We start from the raw sequence: 16,344 nt of genomic DNA, 5'->3' as shown, positions 1-16,344 counted from the left end.
GTCAGGGCCAGCTTACAAGTTTGCCCATGATATCGCGTTCCCTATTTGCACCGGTCTCCGGCATTGCCGCCTTCCTCGTCCTGGCCCTTCCGGCTGGTGCGGAAAAAGTGCATGACCGCCCCAAGGCCGTGGTCGAATTGTTCACCAGCCAAGGCTGTGCGCAATGCCCGCCGGCCGATGCGCTGCTGACCAGTCTTGCCGAAGAAGGCGATGTCATCGCGCTCGCCTATCATGTCGATTATTGGGATTATGTGGGCTGGGAAGACACGTTCGGCCAAGCCGATTATTCCGATCGCCAGCGCGCCTATGCCAAAAGCTGGGGCTCCTCGCGTATCTATACCCCGCAAATGGTGGTCAATGGCGACAAGGGGGTCGTCGGTTCGCGCCGCAACGAGGTGCATGGGGCGCTCGATGCTGCCACGCTCCCCCTGTCGGTCGATATCACCAGGCAGGGCGACCTGCTCAAGATCGCCGTGCCGCCCGATGCTGATTTCGACAATGCGGTGGTGTGGCTGGTGACCTATCTCGATCGTGCCGATGTGGCCATCGACAAGGGCGAAAATGCCGGTAAGACCATGGTCTATACCCAGGTGGTGACCGGCCGACAGGCGCTGGGCATGTGGGAAGGCGCGACGGGCGCGGATCTGAAATTGCCGCTCCCCGAAATGCTGGCGGAAAATACCGGCATGGCGGTCATCGTGCAGCAGGAAAAGGATGGGCTGCCCGGCCCGATCCTGGGTGCCGCGGCCTTCGAGCGCTAAGCGCCATCCAGACAAAAAGAACTCCCGTTCCTGGGGGCAGGAACGGGAGGAATAGACTGACTTGGTCAACTAAAAGGTTGGTTGGCAACCGAACGTCATGGTTTGGGGGCTCGTTCGGTCCGGTTGCCAACCACTGGAGGCAATGCTGGCAAGCTGACTGCCCAATCTGGCGCTGTGAGGGAAAAACTGTGTTCGAAATTGGGTATTTTGTCTCCCCACCACCGGATTGGACATGCACCCTTGCGCGCAAAGGCAAATGCCGCAATCATGACACTGCGTTGACAAGCGGAGAGAGCGTTACCGGTGCAAGGCCGTACGCCGCATGACAAGCCGGTAAGCCTGGCTCTGGTCCATTCCGGAGAGGCGCCTTCCAGTGTGCCTCAAGCCAGGGCCATGCCCATCGTGGCGTTCGACCGCCGCGAGTTGATGTTGATCCTGTCGGTCTATGGCCGCAAGGTCGGGCTGGGTGAGTGGCGCGACTACGCGATGGATTTTTTGCGCGAGCGCGCCGTCTTCTCCATCTATGCCCGCGTCTCCGAGCGCCCGCTGTTCATCGTCGAAAAATCCCCCAAGCTGCGTAATCGCCAGGGCCAATATTCGGTCACCAACCAGCAGGGCCGCATCCTCAAGCGCGGCCACGACCTCAGCCAGGTGCTGCGCGTCCTCGATCCGCAATTGGCGGTGGTGGGGTGACATTGCACATTCGCCGCGCTATTGCGGCCGATGTGCCTGCCATGAGCGTGGTGCTGACCGCCTCGATCACCGAACTCTGTGTTGCCGACCATGGCGGGGATCCCAGTGCCATTACTGCCTGGACGCGCAACAAGAGCGAAGCGGGCGTGGCTGTCATGGTGGCCAATCCCGATCTCGAACTTTACGTGGCCGAGCGCGACGGCGCGATCGTGGCCGTCGGCGCGGCAACGAAGGACGGCACAGTGGCCCTCAACTATGTCGCTCCGCAGGCGCGCTTTGCCGGCATCAGCACAGCTCTGCTCGCCCGATTGGAACAGGCGCTCGTCGCGCTAGGCCATCGTGAAGGCAGGCTCGAAAGCACCAACACGGCCCGTGCCTTTTACCAAAGCCGGGGCTGGCAGGCGGACGGCCCGCAAACCAGCGGCCGCGTGGTCAGCGGCTATCCGATGCGGAAAGTATTGGTGTAGCTGGAGTTGCAGATCGCGGCTTTACAATCGTCCAATCCACTCGTGCCCCGGATGCGCCCGCTCCAGCATTGTCTTCAGCCACAACCGCTCTGCGGATTCCAGCTTCGGCACCGCATTGGCGAAATCCACCTCATCCTTGTCCCGGGCCAACTTGGCCTTGAACAGCAGGATGGCGGCAGGCTTGAGATAGGGCAGGCCATCCGGCGTTACCGCGACCATCTCCGCACGTGGTCGGGTGATGCCCGGGTCTCGCTTGTAGACCCACAGGTCCGGCGTGCCCGGCTCGATCATCATATCCACTCGCCAGCGTTGCGCCGCCGGGTCCTGGCACCAGATCTGGAAAATGTCCGCGGGCGGCTCCTGCCCATCGGGTAGATAGTCAACCACTCCGCTGCCGGTCGCGTAGAATTCAAGGTCCGATAGAGCTTGTCGGAACAGGCTCACATCGCCGCGCAGCACGGTGAATTCGATATCCTCATGCTCGCGCGTCTCATGACCATGCCAGAGGTCCAGCGCCCAGCCGCCGACAATGCACCAAGGCCGGGATATATGCTCCAGCCGCTGCGCCAGTTCGCGTGGGTGGAAGGGGCTCCAGGCATCATGGGCCGGAGTTTTTTGCGGCGTCATCGATGCGTCCTGATGGTGAGAGACCTCATGGTGAGCTTGTCGAACCACGAGGTCGGGCGAGTGGAGGCTTCTATGCCACGCCCCCGCCCTTCGACAAGCTCAGGATGAGGTCTACTGATGCTGGCTGCCGGCCGCTGCGATCGTCGCCAGCTCATCCGCTGTTGGCGGCTCGAAGCGGGCCAGCCAGCCCAGCAGGTCACTTTCGGGAATGATAAAGGCATGCTCGGGCGCTTCGGCATTGCGCCGCGCCAGGCGGACCAATAGCTCGTCGCGAGGCACGTCCATGAAATGGATTTTGGTCGCGGCGCCCAAAGCCGCCGCGCGGGCAGCAAAGTCCTCGCGCTCGACGCGCGCCCAGAAGCCGAAATCGAGGATCACATCCACACCCTTGGCCAGAACGGCACTGGCGACCCGCCACATCAGCGCTTCGACTGCATCGTGGCGCCGGTCATGGTCGGGATCGGCGACGTCATCGCCGAACAGCTCAATATGCCATTCATCCGGCGTCAGCCGCAGCGCACCAAGCTCAGCCTCCAATTGCTTTGCCCTGGTGCTCTTGCCCGAACAGGGCAGCCCGACCATGAGGTGCAGAACGGTCATGTCGTGGGTCCAATCCTTAGCGTTCTTCCCCTTGAAGGGAGGTTATCGCACATGGCCGGGTTTCACTTCGCCCCTCAGGGGAGAGGTCGGCGGCGAAGCCGGCGGGTGAGGGGTGCGATGCTGCAAAGAACGGGATATGCCAGCACGGCACCCCTCACCCAGCTCTGCCAGGTCGCTTTGCTCCCGGCGCCGCTACCCTCTCCCCTGAGGGGCGAGGGGACGATGGAGCCTCGACATAGAGACATATGCGGTGGTTCTCCCCCATCGCGGCGAGGGAGGCGGATTATGCCTGCCAAGCCTAGAGTGCCAGCTGCAGATGCACGATGTCGTGCCAGCGATCGAATTTGTAGCCGACGGAATCGTAGCGCCCGACATGGGTGAAGCCGAATTTTTCGTGGATGGCGATGGAATTGGCCGTGTCGGCTGTTATCACCGCCAGCATCTGCTTAAAGCCGAAGGCTCTTGACTGCGCCAAAAGCTCCGTCAGCAACAGCTTGCCCAGCCCTTTGCCGGTCGCTTCGGGGTTGAGATAGATCGAATCTTCGCAGGTGAAGCGATAGGCGGCACGTGGGCGATAGAAGCTGGCATAGGCATAGCCGAGCACCTTGCCGTCCTGTTCGGCCACGATCAGGGGGTGGCCCAGCGCGACAAGATGGGCGAGTTTTTCTGCCATCGCCGCCTCGCCCGGCGCCTCGGTATCAAAGGTGATCGCCGTCGTGTCCACATAATGGCGGTAGATCGCGGTAATGGCGGGCACGTCGGACCAGGCAAAGGGGCGCAGGATAGGATTGGACACGGCTCATAACTCGGCAAAGAAAAGGACCGCACCCGTTTTAGGATGCGGTCCGATCTGTCGTCCAACCAAATTCCTTGATCGTCCAATCAAGGAGACTGAGGCTTACTCGCGATTGCCGAACAGGCGGAGCAGCATCATGAACAGGTTGATGAAGTCGAGATAGAGGCTCAGCGCGCCCATGATGGCGCCCTTGGCCAGCACATCGGCGCCATGCGCTTCGTCATAGCCTTCCTTGATCTTCTGCGTGTCATAGGCGGTCAGGCCCACAAAGATCAGCACGCCGACCGCCGAGATGGCGAATTCGAGCATGGAGGACTGCATGAAGATATTGACCAACGAGGCGATGATCAGGCCGATCAGACCCATGAACAGGAAGCTGCCCATCTGGGTCAGGTCGCGCTTGGTGGTGTAGCCGTAAAGGCTCATGGCCCCAAAGGTCGCGGCGGTGATGAAGAACACCTTGGCGATCGAAGCGTCGGTATAGACCAGGAAGATCGAAGACAGCGACACGCCCATAATGGCGGCAAACGCCCAGAACACGGCTTGCGCGGCCGGCACCGAGAGTTTGTTGATGCCAAAGCTGAGCACCAGCACGAAAGCCAGCGGAGCGAGCATCACGACCCATTGCAGCGGGCTTGCATAGAGCAGGGCGCCCCACTGGGTCACATATTGGCCATTGGCCAGCTGGCCCACGGCGGCGTCCGGATTGGTGGTGATGGCGGCGGCAGCGGCAAACCAGGCGGCAAGCCCGGTCACAACCAGCCCGACACCCATGTAATTGTAGACGCGCAGCATGTAGCTACGCAGGCCCTCGTCGATGGCCAAGGCCGAGCCGGCCCGCGCACCGAGGGTCTGACGGTCATATTCAGCCATAGTCGGTTTCCTTTCCCAATTGGTAGAGCGGTCCGTTGCACCGCCGGTGGGCGCATTGCTTCGCCACTTGACGCACAATATGGATGGGGGACCAGTTGTTTACAAGGCCGAACGGGGCCCCGCGACGTTTGAACTGGCCCCATGACGCGCTTGTGTTAGGGTCAAACCACGAATCGCGTGATTGATCCACTAGAGGAGGAGCCCATGCCCAGGCTCTTTACCGGCCTCGAAATCCCGGCCGATGTGGGATTTGCCCTCTCGCTCAAGCGGGGTGGGTTGACCGGGGCACGCTGGATCGACCCCGAAAATTACCACATCACGCTGCGCTTTATCGGCGATGTTGACCACCAGACCGCCAATGAAGTGGTGGACAGTCTGGACCGGCTTTCCAATTCGCTGCGCTTTTCCATCCGCCTGACGCATTTGGGGATTTTCGGCGGCGACAAGCCGCGGGCGCTCTATGCCGGGGTGGAGATGAACGAGGCGCTGGTTCGTTTGCAGGCAGCGCAGGAACGGGTGTTGCAGCGGGCGGGCCTGCCGCCCGAGGGGCGCAAATTCGTGCCGCATGTGTCGCTGGCGCGGTTACGCAATTGTAGCGCCGAAGAGGTTGCCCGCTTCATGGCCGAGGCCGGGCGGTTCGAGCCGCTGAGCTTTCCGGTGGGCCGGTTCGTGCTGTATTCGAGCAAGGATTCGGTAGGCGGTGGCCCCTATGTGGTTGAACAGAGTTACCCCTTGGCCGCCTGACGTTCACGCAAGTGTTAGCACTATGTTAACCGCGACGGCGCAAACCGGGGACCATGATCGGCTATACGCCAAAATGCCGCCGCGATTGGCTCGCATTTGAGACAAATCGGTCGGATGCGGCGGCGTTTGACACCTTGGTAACCATGTTGGGGCAAGTTGAAGCGGGCAAGCTCCTCCCAACCCGGATCTGATGATGAGGAAGAAATTGGCAATGACGACGAAAACCGGTGGCCTGATGCTCGGGCTCGCGGTCGCCGCAATCATGGCTCTGGCCCCTGCCGCCCAAGCGCAGCAGGCGACCGAACTGGGGACCTTCAACGCGTGGACGGCCTGGCAGGCGACGGACGCTTCTGGCGTGATCTGCTATGTCTCGGCGACGCCGCAAAAAAGCGAGCCGGCTGGCGCCAATCGCGACCCGATCCATTTCATGATCATCCATCGCAAGGGCATGGGCACCAAGAACGAGGTGCAGACGATCATCGGCTATCCCTATAATACCACCAATGCCGGAGCGAGCGCTGCGATCGATGGCAAGACCTATCCAATGGTCACCGAAGGCTCGGCCGCCTGGCTCGCCTCGACCGGGGATGAAGCGGGGTTCGTCGCGGCCTTCAAGGCGGGCAATAGCCTGGTCATCAAGGGCACCAGCCAGCGCGGCACCAATACGACCGACATCTATTCGCTGTCCGGCGCTACGGCGGCCGTCAACGCCATCGACGCGGCCTGCCAGTAATTTGCCTTGCCCGGTTCGGGCGAAACACCATAATTCGGGGCGGGTCCGAAAAGGGCTCGCCCCTGTTGCATATCAAGAGGCCATGATGATCAAATTCGCTGCCGCACTTGCTCTTGCCGCCATTGTGATGCTGCCCAATGCAGCCATGGCGCAATCGGTGCGGCTGCTGGGCGAGCACCGGGCCTGGTCGAGCTATGCCGCCAGTGACAGCGCGGGCGCAGTGTGCTTTGCCATGACCAAGCCGACCAGCGTACAGCCCGAGCCCGATGGCTATACCCAAAGCTATCTCTACATCACCAATAGGCCGGGCGAGAATGTCGCCAATGAATTCAACCTGGTTGCCGGTTTTGCCTTCCAGCCCGACAGCATGGCCACGGTCACCGTGGGCGGGCAGAGCTTTAACCTGTTCACCCAGAACGACGCCGCCTGGCTCGACGATGCCGTCCAGTCCGATGCCCTGGCCAGCGCCATCCGCGCCGGCTCGAGCCTGACCGTCGAAGGCACGACCGCCGGTGGCATCAAAGTGGTGCAGACCTTTTCGCTTTCCGGCGCCACCGCCGCATCGCAGTCGATCAGCAGCGGCTGCTAGAAACGCCACTCGCGAGCGCGGCTCCAAGAAGACCTCATGGTGAGCCCGTCGACCATGAGGTCGAGTGAGTGGAGGCTCGTGTGCCACGACCTCGTCCTTCGACAAGCTCAGGATGAGGTCTACTGGGAGCAGGGCCTCTTGCGCCGCAAGCAAAGCACCTGCCCGCCCCGTGACTTTGCCTAAAGCTGTCCTATATGCTATTGGCCCGCGCTTCCGTCACGTCTGGACCCCTTGCCATGAGCATTGCGCTTAATCTCGATCACTCGTCCGTTATCCGCCCCGCCGCGGCGAGCCGGCCGTCGCTGATCGGCCTGAGCAAGCTGCAGCTGGCCGAGGCGCTGACCACTGCCGGCATTGCCGCCGACAAGGAAGCCCGCATGCGCGCGAGCCAGTTGTGGAACTGGCTCTATGTCAATGGCGTCACCGATTTCGAGCGCATGACCAATGTGGCCAAGCCGGTGCGCCAGAAACTGGCCGATACCTTTATTCTGGATCGTCCCGAGATCGCCTCCGAGCAGGTCTCCTCCGATGGTACCCGCAAATGGCTGTTCCGCTTCCGCGATCCGGCCAATCCGAACTATCCCCCGGTCGAAATCGAAACCGTCTACATCCCCGAGGAAGATCGCGGGACACTTTGTGTCTCGTCCCAAGTGGGCTGCACGCTGACCTGTACTTTTTGTCACACGGGAACCCAAAAACTCGTCCGCAATCTCACTGCCGGCGAAATCCTGGGCCAGATCCTGATGGCCCGCGAGCGCCTGGGCGATTTTCCCGGCGGCAGCCGCCCCGATGATGGGGGCCTGGTTCCCGGTGGGGAAAGCCGCGCCATCACCAATATCGTGATGATGGGCATGGGCGAGCCGCTCTACAATTTCGACAATGTGAAGCAGGCGCTGCTGATCGCCTCGGCCGGCGATGGCATGAGTCTGTCCAAGCGCCGCATCACGCTCTCGACTTCGGGTGTGGTGCCGTTCATCGAGCCGACCGGCCGCGAGATCGATGTCATGCTGGCCATTTCCCTGCATGCGGTGAATGACGACCTGCGCGACGTGCTGGTGCCGATCAACAAGAAATGGAAGATTGCCGAGCTGCTCGACGCCTGCCGCAATTATCCGGGCCTCAGCAACGCCCGCCGCATCACCTTTGAATATGTGATGCTGGACGGCATCAATGACAGCGATGCCGATGCGCGCGAACTGGTGCGGCTGCTGGCCGGCATTCCCGCCAAGATCAACCTCATCCCGTTCAATCCCTGGCCGGGCACCAATTATGGTTGCTCCCCTTCGAGCCGCATCGAGCGCTTTGCCGATATCGTCAACAAAGCCGGCTATGCCAGCCCTGTCCGCACCCCGCGCGGCCGCGACATCTTCGCCGCCTGCGGCCAGCTCAAGAGCGAAAGCGAACGCCTCTCCAAGAAAGACCGCGACGCGCTGGCTGGTGTATGACGCCCGCGCTGGTTCCCGAGCTTTCCGCCTGCACTTTTATTGCAACTTGCTGGGCTTTTCGGTGCGTTATAGCCGGCCGGACGAGGGTTTTGCCTATCTCGAATTGGGTGCCGCCGAGTTGATGCTCGACCAGCTTGGTATTGGCCGGGATTGGGTGACTGCCCCGCTTGAATTGCCGCTTGGCCGCGGAGTCAATTTCCAGATCGAAGTTGTGGCTCTTGACCCGGTTCTTGCCCGGTTGCAAGAGGCGGGCGTTGCTCTGTTCCAGCCTCTGGAAACCAAAGCCTACCGGGTTGGTGATGACGTGGTTCGTCAGCGCCAGTTTTGCGTACAGGACCCGGATGGGTATCTCCTCCGCCTCTGGGAGCAGGCAGGGTCATGACCATAAACTGTCGCCGGATAACGGCCGCGGACGCGTCCCTACTCGCCAATATTGCCACCGATATATTCGATGAACCAGTGCGGCCGGACCGGTTGTTTGCCAGGGTGCATGGGGATCGCAGAAGAAAGTCTGGATGCCGAGCCGTTCGGTGGGCCGATAGTGCAGGGCGAACTCGGTGCCATTGTCGAAGGTGATGGTCTGGCGCAGACCGGCGGGGAGTTCAGACAGCCGGCTGGTGAGGTGTGTCGAGCACCGGCCGGGCGGCCTTGCTGGGTTGACGCACCAGGATGGTCAGGCGCGAGACGCGCTCATGAATGACCAGAACCGCAGCGCACCGAAGACGCGGGCAAACCGCAAGCTGCAGACGAATAGCGCGTGTTGAAAAGGCCCGGGTCGCCCCCGGGCCTTCTTCATTCCAGTCCAGACTACGTCTGGCTACCCCAAATGCGCCAACACCGCCAACAACAGCAGCGCCACGATATTCGTAATCTTGATCATCGGGTTCACCGCAGGGCCCGCTGTGTCCTTGTAGGGGTCGCCGACGGTGTCGCCGGTGACGCTTGCCTTGTGGGCGTCGCCGCCCTTGTGGTGGACGACGCCGTGGCTGTCGGTGAAGCCGTCTTCGAAGCTCTTTTTGGCATTGTCCCAGGCGCCGCCGCCGGCGGTCATGGAGATGGCGACGAAGAGGCCGGTGACGATGACGCCCATCAGCATGGCGCCCAGGGCCGAAAAGCCCGCGGCGGGGCCGGCGATCCAGTTGATCAGGAAGAACACCACGATTGGGCTGAGCACGGGCAGCAGCGAGGGCACGATCATTTCCTTGATCGCGGCCTTGGTCAGCATATCGACGGCCCGGCCATAATCGGGCTTTTCGGTGCCGGCCATGATGCCCGGACGTTCCTTGAACTGGCGGCGCACTTCGACCACGACCGATTGGGCGGCGCGGCCCACGGCGGTCATGCTCATGCCACCGAACAGGAACGGCAAGAGCCCCCCGAACAGCAGGCCCACCACGACGTAAGGGTCGGCCAGCGAGAAGCTGAGCGTGCCCATGCCCTGGAAGATGGCCGGGGCATCGGGGAGATTGGCGAAATAGATCAAATCCTGCGTATAGGCGGCAAACAGCACCAGGGCGCCCAGGCCGGCCGAACCGATGGCATAGCCCTTGGTGACGGCCTTGGTGGTATTGCCGACGGCATCGAGCGCGTCGGTATTGTGGCGCACTTCCTTGTCGAGTCCGGCCATTTCGGCGATGCCGCCGGCATTGTCGGTGACGGGGCCAAAGGCATCGAGCGCCACGATAATGCCGGCCAGAGCCAGCATGGTGGCCACCGCAAACGCAATGCCGAACAGGCCGGCCAGATTATAGGTGACGATAATGCCCGCAATGATGACCAGGGCCGGCAGGGCCGTGGATTCCAGCGATACGGCCAGGCCCTGGATGACATTGGTGCCATGGCCGGTGACCGAGGCTTCGGCGATGGAATTGACCGGGCGACGATTGGTGCCGGTATAATATTCGGTGATGACGATAATCAGCCCGGTAATGATCAGGCCCGCCGCGCCGCACCAGAACAGGCTCATCGGGGTGAAGGTCTTGTCTGATGCCTCGATGGCGGTGTTGAGATCGCCAAACATCAGCCACAGCACGGGGAGCAGCGCGACCAGCGAGAGTACACCGGTGGCGATGACGCCCTTGTAGAGCGCGCCCATGATATTGTTGGAGGCACCCAGCTTGACGAAATAGGTGCCGATGATCGAGGTGACGACACAAGCCCCGCCAATGGCCAGCGGCAGCACCATGCCGGTCAGCTTGAAGGTCTCGGGCAGAATGATGGCGGCCAGCACCATGGTGGCAACGATGGTGACCACATAGGTTTCAAACAGATCGGCCGCCATACCGGCGCAGTCCCCGACATTGTCGCCCACATTGTCGGCAATGGTGGCGGGGTTGCGCGGATCGTCTTCGGGAATGCCGGCTTCGACCTTGCCTACCATGTCGCCGCCCACATCGGCGCCCTTGGTGAAAATGCCGCCGCCCAGACGGGCGAAGATCGAAATCAGCGAAGCGCCGAAACTGAGCGCCACCAGAGAATCGATGACGGTACGGCTGGTGGGCGCATGGCCCATGCCGGTCAGGATGATGAAATAGAGGGTGATACCGAGCAGGCCCAGCCCCGCCACCAGCATGCCGGTTACCGCGCCGGATTTAAAGGCCAGGTCAAGCCCGCGCGCCAGCGAGGTGGTGGCCGCCTGGGCGACACGCACATTGGCCCGCACCGAGACGTTCATGCCGATAAAGCCGGCCGCGCCCGAGAGCACCGCCCCGATCAGAAAGCCGATGGCAGCATAGATGCCGAGCAGGAAATAGGCGGCGATCAGGATGACCACGCCCACTATGGCGATCGTGGTATATTGCCGCTTGAGATAGGCCGAGGCGCCTTCGCGCACAGCGGCCGAGATTTCCTGCATGCGGGCCGAACCGGCATCGGCCGCCAGCAGGCCCTGGGTGGTGATCACGCCATAAACAATGCTGAGCCCGCCACAGACGACGATCAGCCATAAAGCCAAAGTCATTCCTTAAGTCCCTCTCGGTGTTCCTCCAGGGACCCAGCATGGACCAGGGCCGATCCTCCAATCGGCGCTAAGCCCATCCTCCTCTGTGCCCCTTCTGGGGGCCGATGATGTGATGGATTTGTGCGTTAAGCAATGGATATTGCGATGATTTGCCGCAGTGGTGGGTGGGCGGCTAGGACGGAATATTCCCGAGCGCCTTGATCAAGGCGGCACTATCGCCCATCACGGCCAGTGTCTTGAGCCGTGCGGTCGCCCCGCTCACCACGCTCACCGCCGATTTGGATACGCCCAAAGCCTTGGCGAGCAGTGCCACCACGGCCGCATTGGCCTTGCCTTTGTCGGGCACCGCCTTGACGCGGACCCGCAGCACGGCGCTGCCATCGTCGCGTTGTTCCACGCCCTCAATGGCGTCGCGGCCGGCATTGGGGGTAACGCGAACAAAAAGGCTCAGCCCCGAGGGGCTGAGCCGATAGCAAGCGGGGCGATCCAAGGGGATCAGAACACGTTGGGATAGATGTAGTAGATGATGATGCGTTCGATGAAGAACAGGATCAGGAACAGGATGATCGGGGAAATATCGAGCCCCGAGAAATTCGGCATGACCCGGCGGATCGGGCGCAATACCGGTTCGGTCAGCTGGTTGAGAATGCGCCAGACGGCGGCGACGAACTGATTGCGGGTATTGATCACGTTGAACGAGATCAGCCAGCTCATGATGATCATGGCCAGGACAACCCACCAGTACAGCTGGAGGATGAGAAGGATGATATCGAGCACGGCGCGCATGGGCGTCTCCGGTTGAACGTTCGGCGAATTATCTAATGGCTATGCGGTCTTGCCACAAGAGTGTGGTTGCCCAAAGACATGAGAGCCCCGCACCGGTCGCACGGTGCGGGGCCCACATGACTGACATCCGGTACGCATTACATGGGAACTTCCGGACATCCCCATAATAGCAACTAGCGTGCCAAGTCGGGGAGGCAGGCAAACCGGGCGGCAGAGGTTAAAGTATTGTGAAGATTGGCATTTTGCGAGCGGGCCTGCCTTGCAGAATGCGAGGCGGCTCGCGTTTTGCGAAAGCCTATTCCGCCGCCTTGCTCGGCTTCCACATCACCAGCCGCACCAGGTAAATCAGCACGACCAAAGCCAGCACGACATAGCTGAGCGGGTCAAGGATCACCTCGACCAGTTCGTAATGCTCATGCAGCAGGTAGCCCGCTGAAGTCAGGATTGTGTTCCAGATCAGCGCGCCGCTGGTCGAGGCGAGCAGGAACACAGGCAGCGGCATGCGGGCGAGGCCCGCGGGAATGGAAATCAGTGTGCGGATCAGCGGCATCAGCCGGCCGAACAGCACGATGATGGGGCCGAAGCGGTGGAACCAGTCGACCGCGACATCGATCTCTTCGGCATTGAGGGTCATGACGCGACCGAAACGGTCGGCCAGGCGCCGCACGCGGTCGAGCCCGAACAGCCGACCGGCATAATACCAGGGCAGCATGCCAACCACGGCGCCGACCGTGGCCGCGATCAAAACGCCGAAAAAGTTGAGATCGCCATTGGCGGCGGCAAAGCCGGCAAAGGGGATGATCAATTCGGACGGGATGGGCGGAAAGATGGATTCGGCCAGCATCACGGCAAAAATGCCGGCATAGCCCCATTGGGAAATGGTCTGGATGATCCAGTCGGTCATGGGGATGCTCCTTGCCGCGCCAGCGTCACCACCGCATTTGATGGCCCCAGAAATGGATTGCCCGGACAAGCCGGGCAATGACGTGATGGAAAACTAGTGGCGAAACCCTAACCCCGGCTTACGCCGATTTCTGGGCGCGCATATTGCGCTTGCGATCATTGGGATCGAGCCAGATCTTGCGCAGGCGGATCGACTTGGGCGTGACCTCGACATATTCGTCTTCGGCGATATAGCCGAGCGACTGCTCGAGGGTCAGCTTCTTGGGCGTGGTCAGGCGCACCGCTTCGTCCTTGGACGTGGTGCGGATATTGGTGAGCTGCTTGCCCTTGAGCGCATTGACCTCAAGGTCATTCTCGCGGGAATGCTCGCCGATGATCATGCCTTCATAGATATCGACGCCGGCATCGATCATGATCGGGCCGCGGTCTTCGAGGTTCCACAGCGCGAAGGCGACGGACTGGCCGGTGCCGTTGGAGATCAGCACGCCGGTACGGCGGGTCGGCAGGTCGCCCTTGAAGGGCACGAAGGAGTGGAACAGGCGGTTGAAGATGGCCGTGCCACGGGTGTCGCTGAGCAATTCGGGCTGATAGCCGATCAGCGAACGGGTGGGCACCAGCAGCTGAATGCGGGTGCGGCCAACGCCGGACGGACGCATGTCGGTCAATTCGCCCTTACGCTCGGTGAGCTTCTGCACCACGGTGCCGGTATGCTCGTCATCGACGTCGATGATGACTTCTTCGATCGGCTCGTGGCGGACGCCATCGATATCCTGCATCAGCACCTTGGGGCGGCCGATGGTCAGCTCGAACCCTTCGCGGCGCATGTTTTCGATCAGCACGGCCAGCTGCAATTCGCCGCGGCCGGCAACGTCGTAACTGTCATTGTCGTCGCCGGGCGTGACGCGGATGGCCACATTGCCTTCGGCTTCGCGCATCAGGCGCTCGCGGATGACGCGGGACTGCACCTTGTCGCCTTCGCGGCCGGCCAAGGGACCGTCATTGATGCGGAAGGTGACCGACAGGGTCGGGGGATCGATCGGCTTGGATTCGATGGGCTTGGTCACCGAAGTGGCGCACAGCGTATCGGCCACGGTCGAGGTGACGAGGCCCGCAATGGCGACGATATCGCCGGCTTCGCCGACATCGACCGGGGTGCGCTCGAGACCGCGGAAAGCCAGTACCTTGGAGACGCGGCCCTTTTCGACTTCCTTGCCTTCACGATTGAGCGTGTGGATCGGATCGTTCGACTTGACCGAACCCGAAGTGATGCGGCCGGTGAGGATACGGCCGAGGAACGGGTTGCGCTCGATGGTGGTGACCAGCATGCGGAACGCGCCTTCCTCGACGGTGGGCTCCGGCACGTGTTCGATGACCTTGTCGAGCAGCGGGCCCAGATCTTCCTTGGGGCCTTCCGGCTCCATTGCCATCCAGCCCTGCTTGGCCGAACCGTAGAGCACCGGGAAATCGAGCTGCTCGGGGGAAGCGTCGAGCGCGATGAAGAGGTCGAAGATTTCTTCGAGCACTTCGAGGTGCCGCTCGTCGGATTTATCGATCTTGTTGATGGCAACGATGGGACGCAGGCCCTGGGCCAAGGCCTTGCCGAGTACGAACTTGGTCTGGGGCATCGGGCCTTCGGCCGCATCAACCAGGATTACCACGCCATCGACCATGGACAGGATGCGCTCGACTTCGCCGCCAAAGTCGGCGTGGCCGGGGGTATCCACGATATTGATGCGGGTGTCTTTCCAGAGCAAAGACGTGACCTTGGCCAGGATGGTGATGCCGCGCTCGCGCTCGATATCATTGCTGTCCATGGCGCGTTCTTCGACGCGTTCGTTCTCGCGGAACGAGCCGGACTGCTTGAGCAGAACGTCGATCAGGGTGGTCTTGCCGTGGTCAACGTGGGCGATGATGGCGATATTGCGCAAGCTCATAGGGGATCGGCCTCTTTGGCATGATCCCAAAAATTGGCCCCGGAAGTCGTTCGGGGCGCGCCTTGGCTGAAATCATGCGGAAACATGAACGCCAGCCGCATTTTCGGGCAGGCTGGCGCATTTGTCGCGGCTATTACAGCACTTGAGCCCGCCCGACAAGCGCCCGACACGCAAAGGTGGGTTGCAGGGCGGCCAAGACCGCCCCGCAGGACTACTTCAGCGAGCGCGGCAACGCCTCCGATTGCCAGAGCCCCAGGCCAAAACCATCGGGGTCCAGAAAGTCGGCGCTCCAGCCGCCCGGCGCCTCCGAGACCGGGGTGACGATGGTGACGCCCTTGGCGACGAGATCGGCAATCACGTCATCAATGCCACCCTCAGTGACGTCAAAGACCAGAGCCGGTGTATCACCGCGCTTGCCATCCATCTGGAAGAAGACCAGCTCGAGCCCGTTTTCGAGCCGGCCGGACAGCCAGAACGGCTCGGCGCCGTCCTCGCGCCTAAGATCGAGCCCGAACACGTCATTGTAGAAGCTCTCGGTACGGGTAATGTCGGAAACGTAAAATACGATACTGGCCGATTTCGGCTTGAATGCCATGGCGTCCTCCTGTGGTCTGATATGCCCTTGTTGCCACGCTCAGCGCTTTTGTGAGCGCCGCACGATAAAAAGATGCCCATCGGGATCGTGGCTGGCGAAAACCCCGCCTTGCCGCAACAGGCCCGGCAGCAGCGCGTCGCGAATGCGGCCATAGGCCAGATCGAGATTAAGCCCCGGCATGCCTTCGGGCATGGCGACACCCTGCGCAGTCAGATGGCGTTTGAGCGCAGTGATGCGCTGGCGCAGGGCCGTATCGGATAGCTCAAGCAAATAGGCGACCTCGCGGCGGTTGTGACCCGACAGGGTCAGCGCGGCGACGGCCTTGAGTGCCGGCGGCAAGTTGGCAAGCATGGTGGTGAGGTCGGGTTGTTCGGCAGGCGGCGCGGACTCGACCCGCATGGCATGCCAATGGCTCTCGCGCAGCCTTCGCCGGCTGGCGCCCCTTGCGGCGAGCCTGGCGCGGTTGCGGATAATGCCGGCCAGCCAGCGGACATCCTGCGGGCCGGCAATCGCGCGGCCGCTGCGCACGGCTTCAAGCAGAGCATCCTGCACCAGATCGTCCGCTTCATCAGCCCGCAGGGTGGCGCGGCGGGCAATGGCGAGCAATTGAGCGTAATGGCTTGGCCGCATGGCGTCTCCTCGGCGTGAGGGTGTCAAGGGACGGGGCAAAAGGCAATTGGGGTGTGAGAGTACTCACCATTTGCACGCTTCCCTCCATTCATCGTCATCACCCGGCTTGTCCGGGTGATCCATCTTTCAGCGGGCGCGGCAGCAATGGATTGCCCGGACAAGCCGGGCAATGACGATGGAGGGGATGGTTTGGGCGGTGCGGGGAAGTA

19 protein-coding genes are annotated in these 16,344 nt (G+C 61.9%); 8 read left to right on the top strand and 11 right to left on the bottom strand.

What is annotated here, in order from left to right; genetic code table 11:
• The first annotated feature begins 26 nt into the window (after positions 1-26).
• The 3 genes from FF80_RS07855 (at position 27) to FF80_RS07845 (ending at position 1,921) form a co-directional block, all read left to right on the top strand.
• Positions 27-761 carry a DUF1223 domain-containing protein gene (locus tag FF80_RS07855; protein ID WP_035099101.1) on the top strand — a complete coding sequence of 245 codons (735 nt, stop codon included), beginning with the start codon at positions 27-29 and terminating at the stop codon, positions 759-761.
• A gap of 375 nt (positions 762-1,136) precedes the next feature.
• Positions 1,137-1,454 carry a DUF2794 domain-containing protein gene (locus FF80_RS07850; RefSeq protein WP_348270319.1) on the top strand — a complete coding sequence of 106 codons (318 nt, stop codon included), beginning with the start codon at positions 1,137-1,139 and terminating at the stop codon, positions 1,452-1,454.
• Positions 1,451-1,921, top strand: a complete 471-nt coding sequence (locus tag FF80_RS07845) for a GNAT family N-acetyltransferase (protein ID WP_152558301.1) — start codon at positions 1,451-1,453, stop codon at positions 1,919-1,921. Before FF80_RS07850 ends, FF80_RS07845 begins: the two co-directional genes overlap by 4 nt.
• A gap of 21 nt (positions 1,922-1,942) precedes the next feature.
• Here FF80_RS07845 and FF80_RS07840 read toward each other — a convergent pair whose 3' ends face one another.
• From FF80_RS07840 to FF80_RS07825, 4 genes are all read right to left on the bottom strand, one after another.
• On the bottom strand, positions 1,943-2,548 hold the full coding sequence (locus FF80_RS07840) for a hypothetical protein (protein WP_035099098.1): 606 nt from the start codon (positions 2,546-2,548) through the stop codon (positions 1,943-1,945).
• A gap of 111 nt (positions 2,549-2,659) precedes the next feature.
• Positions 2,660-3,148: an ATP-binding protein gene (locus FF80_RS07835; protein WP_035099097.1), complete on the bottom strand. Its 489-nt coding sequence runs from the start codon at positions 3,146-3,148 to the stop codon at positions 2,660-2,662.
• A gap of 298 nt (positions 3,149-3,446) precedes the next feature.
• Positions 3,447-3,944 (bottom strand): GNAT family N-acetyltransferase, encoded by a 498-nt coding sequence (locus FF80_RS07830; RefSeq protein WP_035099096.1) that lies wholly within the window; start codon positions 3,942-3,944, stop codon positions 3,447-3,449.
• A gap of 102 nt (positions 3,945-4,046) precedes the next feature.
• Positions 4,047-4,817, bottom strand: a complete 771-nt coding sequence (locus tag FF80_RS07825; protein WP_035099095.1) for a Bax inhibitor-1/YccA family protein — start codon at positions 4,815-4,817, stop codon at positions 4,047-4,049.
• Between the two features lie 204 nt (positions 4,818-5,021).
• Here FF80_RS07825 and thpR point away from each other — a divergent pair, with 204 nt between their 5' ends.
• The 5 genes from thpR to FF80_RS07800 all read left to right on the top strand — a co-directional run bounded on the left by thpR (position 5,022) and on the right by FF80_RS07800 (position 8,710).
• Positions 5,022-5,561 (top strand): RNA 2',3'-cyclic phosphodiesterase, encoded by a 540-nt coding sequence (gene thpR, locus FF80_RS07820; RefSeq protein WP_035099093.1) that lies wholly within the window; start codon positions 5,022-5,024, stop codon positions 5,559-5,561.
• A 211-nt stretch (positions 5,562-5,772) separates the two neighbouring features.
• Entirely contained in the window at positions 5,773-6,294 is a 522-nt protein-coding gene (locus FF80_RS20910) for an invasion associated locus B family protein (protein ID WP_052153299.1), read from the top strand.
• Between the two features lie 85 nt (positions 6,295-6,379).
• Positions 6,380-6,883: an invasion associated locus B family protein gene (locus FF80_RS07810; protein WP_160172810.1), complete on the top strand. Its 504-nt coding sequence runs from the start codon at positions 6,380-6,382 to the stop codon at positions 6,881-6,883.
• Between the two features lie 236 nt (positions 6,884-7,119).
• Positions 7,120-8,328 (top strand): 23S rRNA (adenine(2503)-C(2))-methyltransferase RlmN, encoded by a 1,209-nt coding sequence (rlmN, locus tag FF80_RS07805; protein ID WP_152558300.1) that lies wholly within the window; start codon positions 7,120-7,122, stop codon positions 8,326-8,328.
• On the top strand, positions 8,321-8,710 hold the full coding sequence (locus FF80_RS07800) for a VOC family protein (RefSeq protein WP_244445731.1): 390 nt from the start codon (positions 8,321-8,323) through the stop codon (positions 8,708-8,710). Before rlmN ends, FF80_RS07800 begins: the two co-directional genes overlap by 8 nt.
• A gap of 435 nt (positions 8,711-9,145) precedes the next feature.
• On the opposite strand, the gene FF80_RS07795 is transcribed toward FF80_RS07800, so the two are convergent.
• The 7 genes from FF80_RS07795 to FF80_RS07765 all read right to left on the bottom strand — a co-directional run bounded on the left by FF80_RS07795 (position 9,146) and on the right by FF80_RS07765 (position 16,135).
• Positions 9,146-11,287 carry a sodium-translocating pyrophosphatase gene (locus tag FF80_RS07795; protein ID WP_035099091.1) on the bottom strand — a complete coding sequence of 714 codons (2,142 nt, stop codon included), beginning with the start codon at positions 11,285-11,287 and terminating at the stop codon, positions 9,146-9,148.
• A gap of 172 nt (positions 11,288-11,459) precedes the next feature.
• A complete protein-coding gene (locus tag FF80_RS07790) occupies positions 11,460-11,777 on the bottom strand; it encodes a DUF167 family protein (protein ID WP_035099090.1) in 318 nt (105 codons plus the stop codon).
• Positions 11,778-11,782: 5 nt separating this feature from the next.
• Positions 11,783-12,073 (bottom strand): YggT family protein, encoded by a 291-nt coding sequence (locus FF80_RS07785; RefSeq protein ID WP_035099089.1) that lies wholly within the window; start codon positions 12,071-12,073, stop codon positions 11,783-11,785.
• A 295-nt stretch (positions 12,074-12,368) separates the two neighbouring features.
• Positions 12,369-12,977 (bottom strand): DedA family protein, encoded by a 609-nt coding sequence (locus FF80_RS07780; RefSeq protein WP_035099088.1) that lies wholly within the window; start codon positions 12,975-12,977, stop codon positions 12,369-12,371.
• A gap of 118 nt (positions 12,978-13,095) precedes the next feature.
• Positions 13,096-14,910, bottom strand: coding sequence for a translational GTPase TypA (gene typA, locus FF80_RS07775; RefSeq protein WP_035099087.1), 1,815 nt, complete (start codon positions 14,908-14,910; stop codon positions 13,096-13,098).
• Positions 14,911-15,121: 211 nt separating this feature from the next.
• Positions 15,122-15,505 (bottom strand): VOC family protein, encoded by a 384-nt coding sequence (locus FF80_RS07770; protein WP_035099086.1) that lies wholly within the window; start codon positions 15,503-15,505, stop codon positions 15,122-15,124.
• 39 nt (positions 15,506-15,544) lie between these two features.
• Positions 15,545-16,135 (bottom strand): sigma-70 family RNA polymerase sigma factor, encoded by a 591-nt coding sequence (locus FF80_RS07765; RefSeq protein WP_052153298.1) that lies wholly within the window; start codon positions 16,133-16,135, stop codon positions 15,545-15,547.
• Positions 16,136-16,344 lie beyond the last annotated feature (209 nt).

Origin of the sequence: Devosia sp. LC5, assembly GCF_000735585.1 — a bacterium.
Taxonomy (GTDB): Bacteria; Pseudomonadota; Alphaproteobacteria; order Rhizobiales; family Devosiaceae; genus Devosia.
The sequence above is the reverse complement of the archived record's forward strand: the minus strand, read 5'-3'. Positions and strand labels throughout refer to the sequence as shown.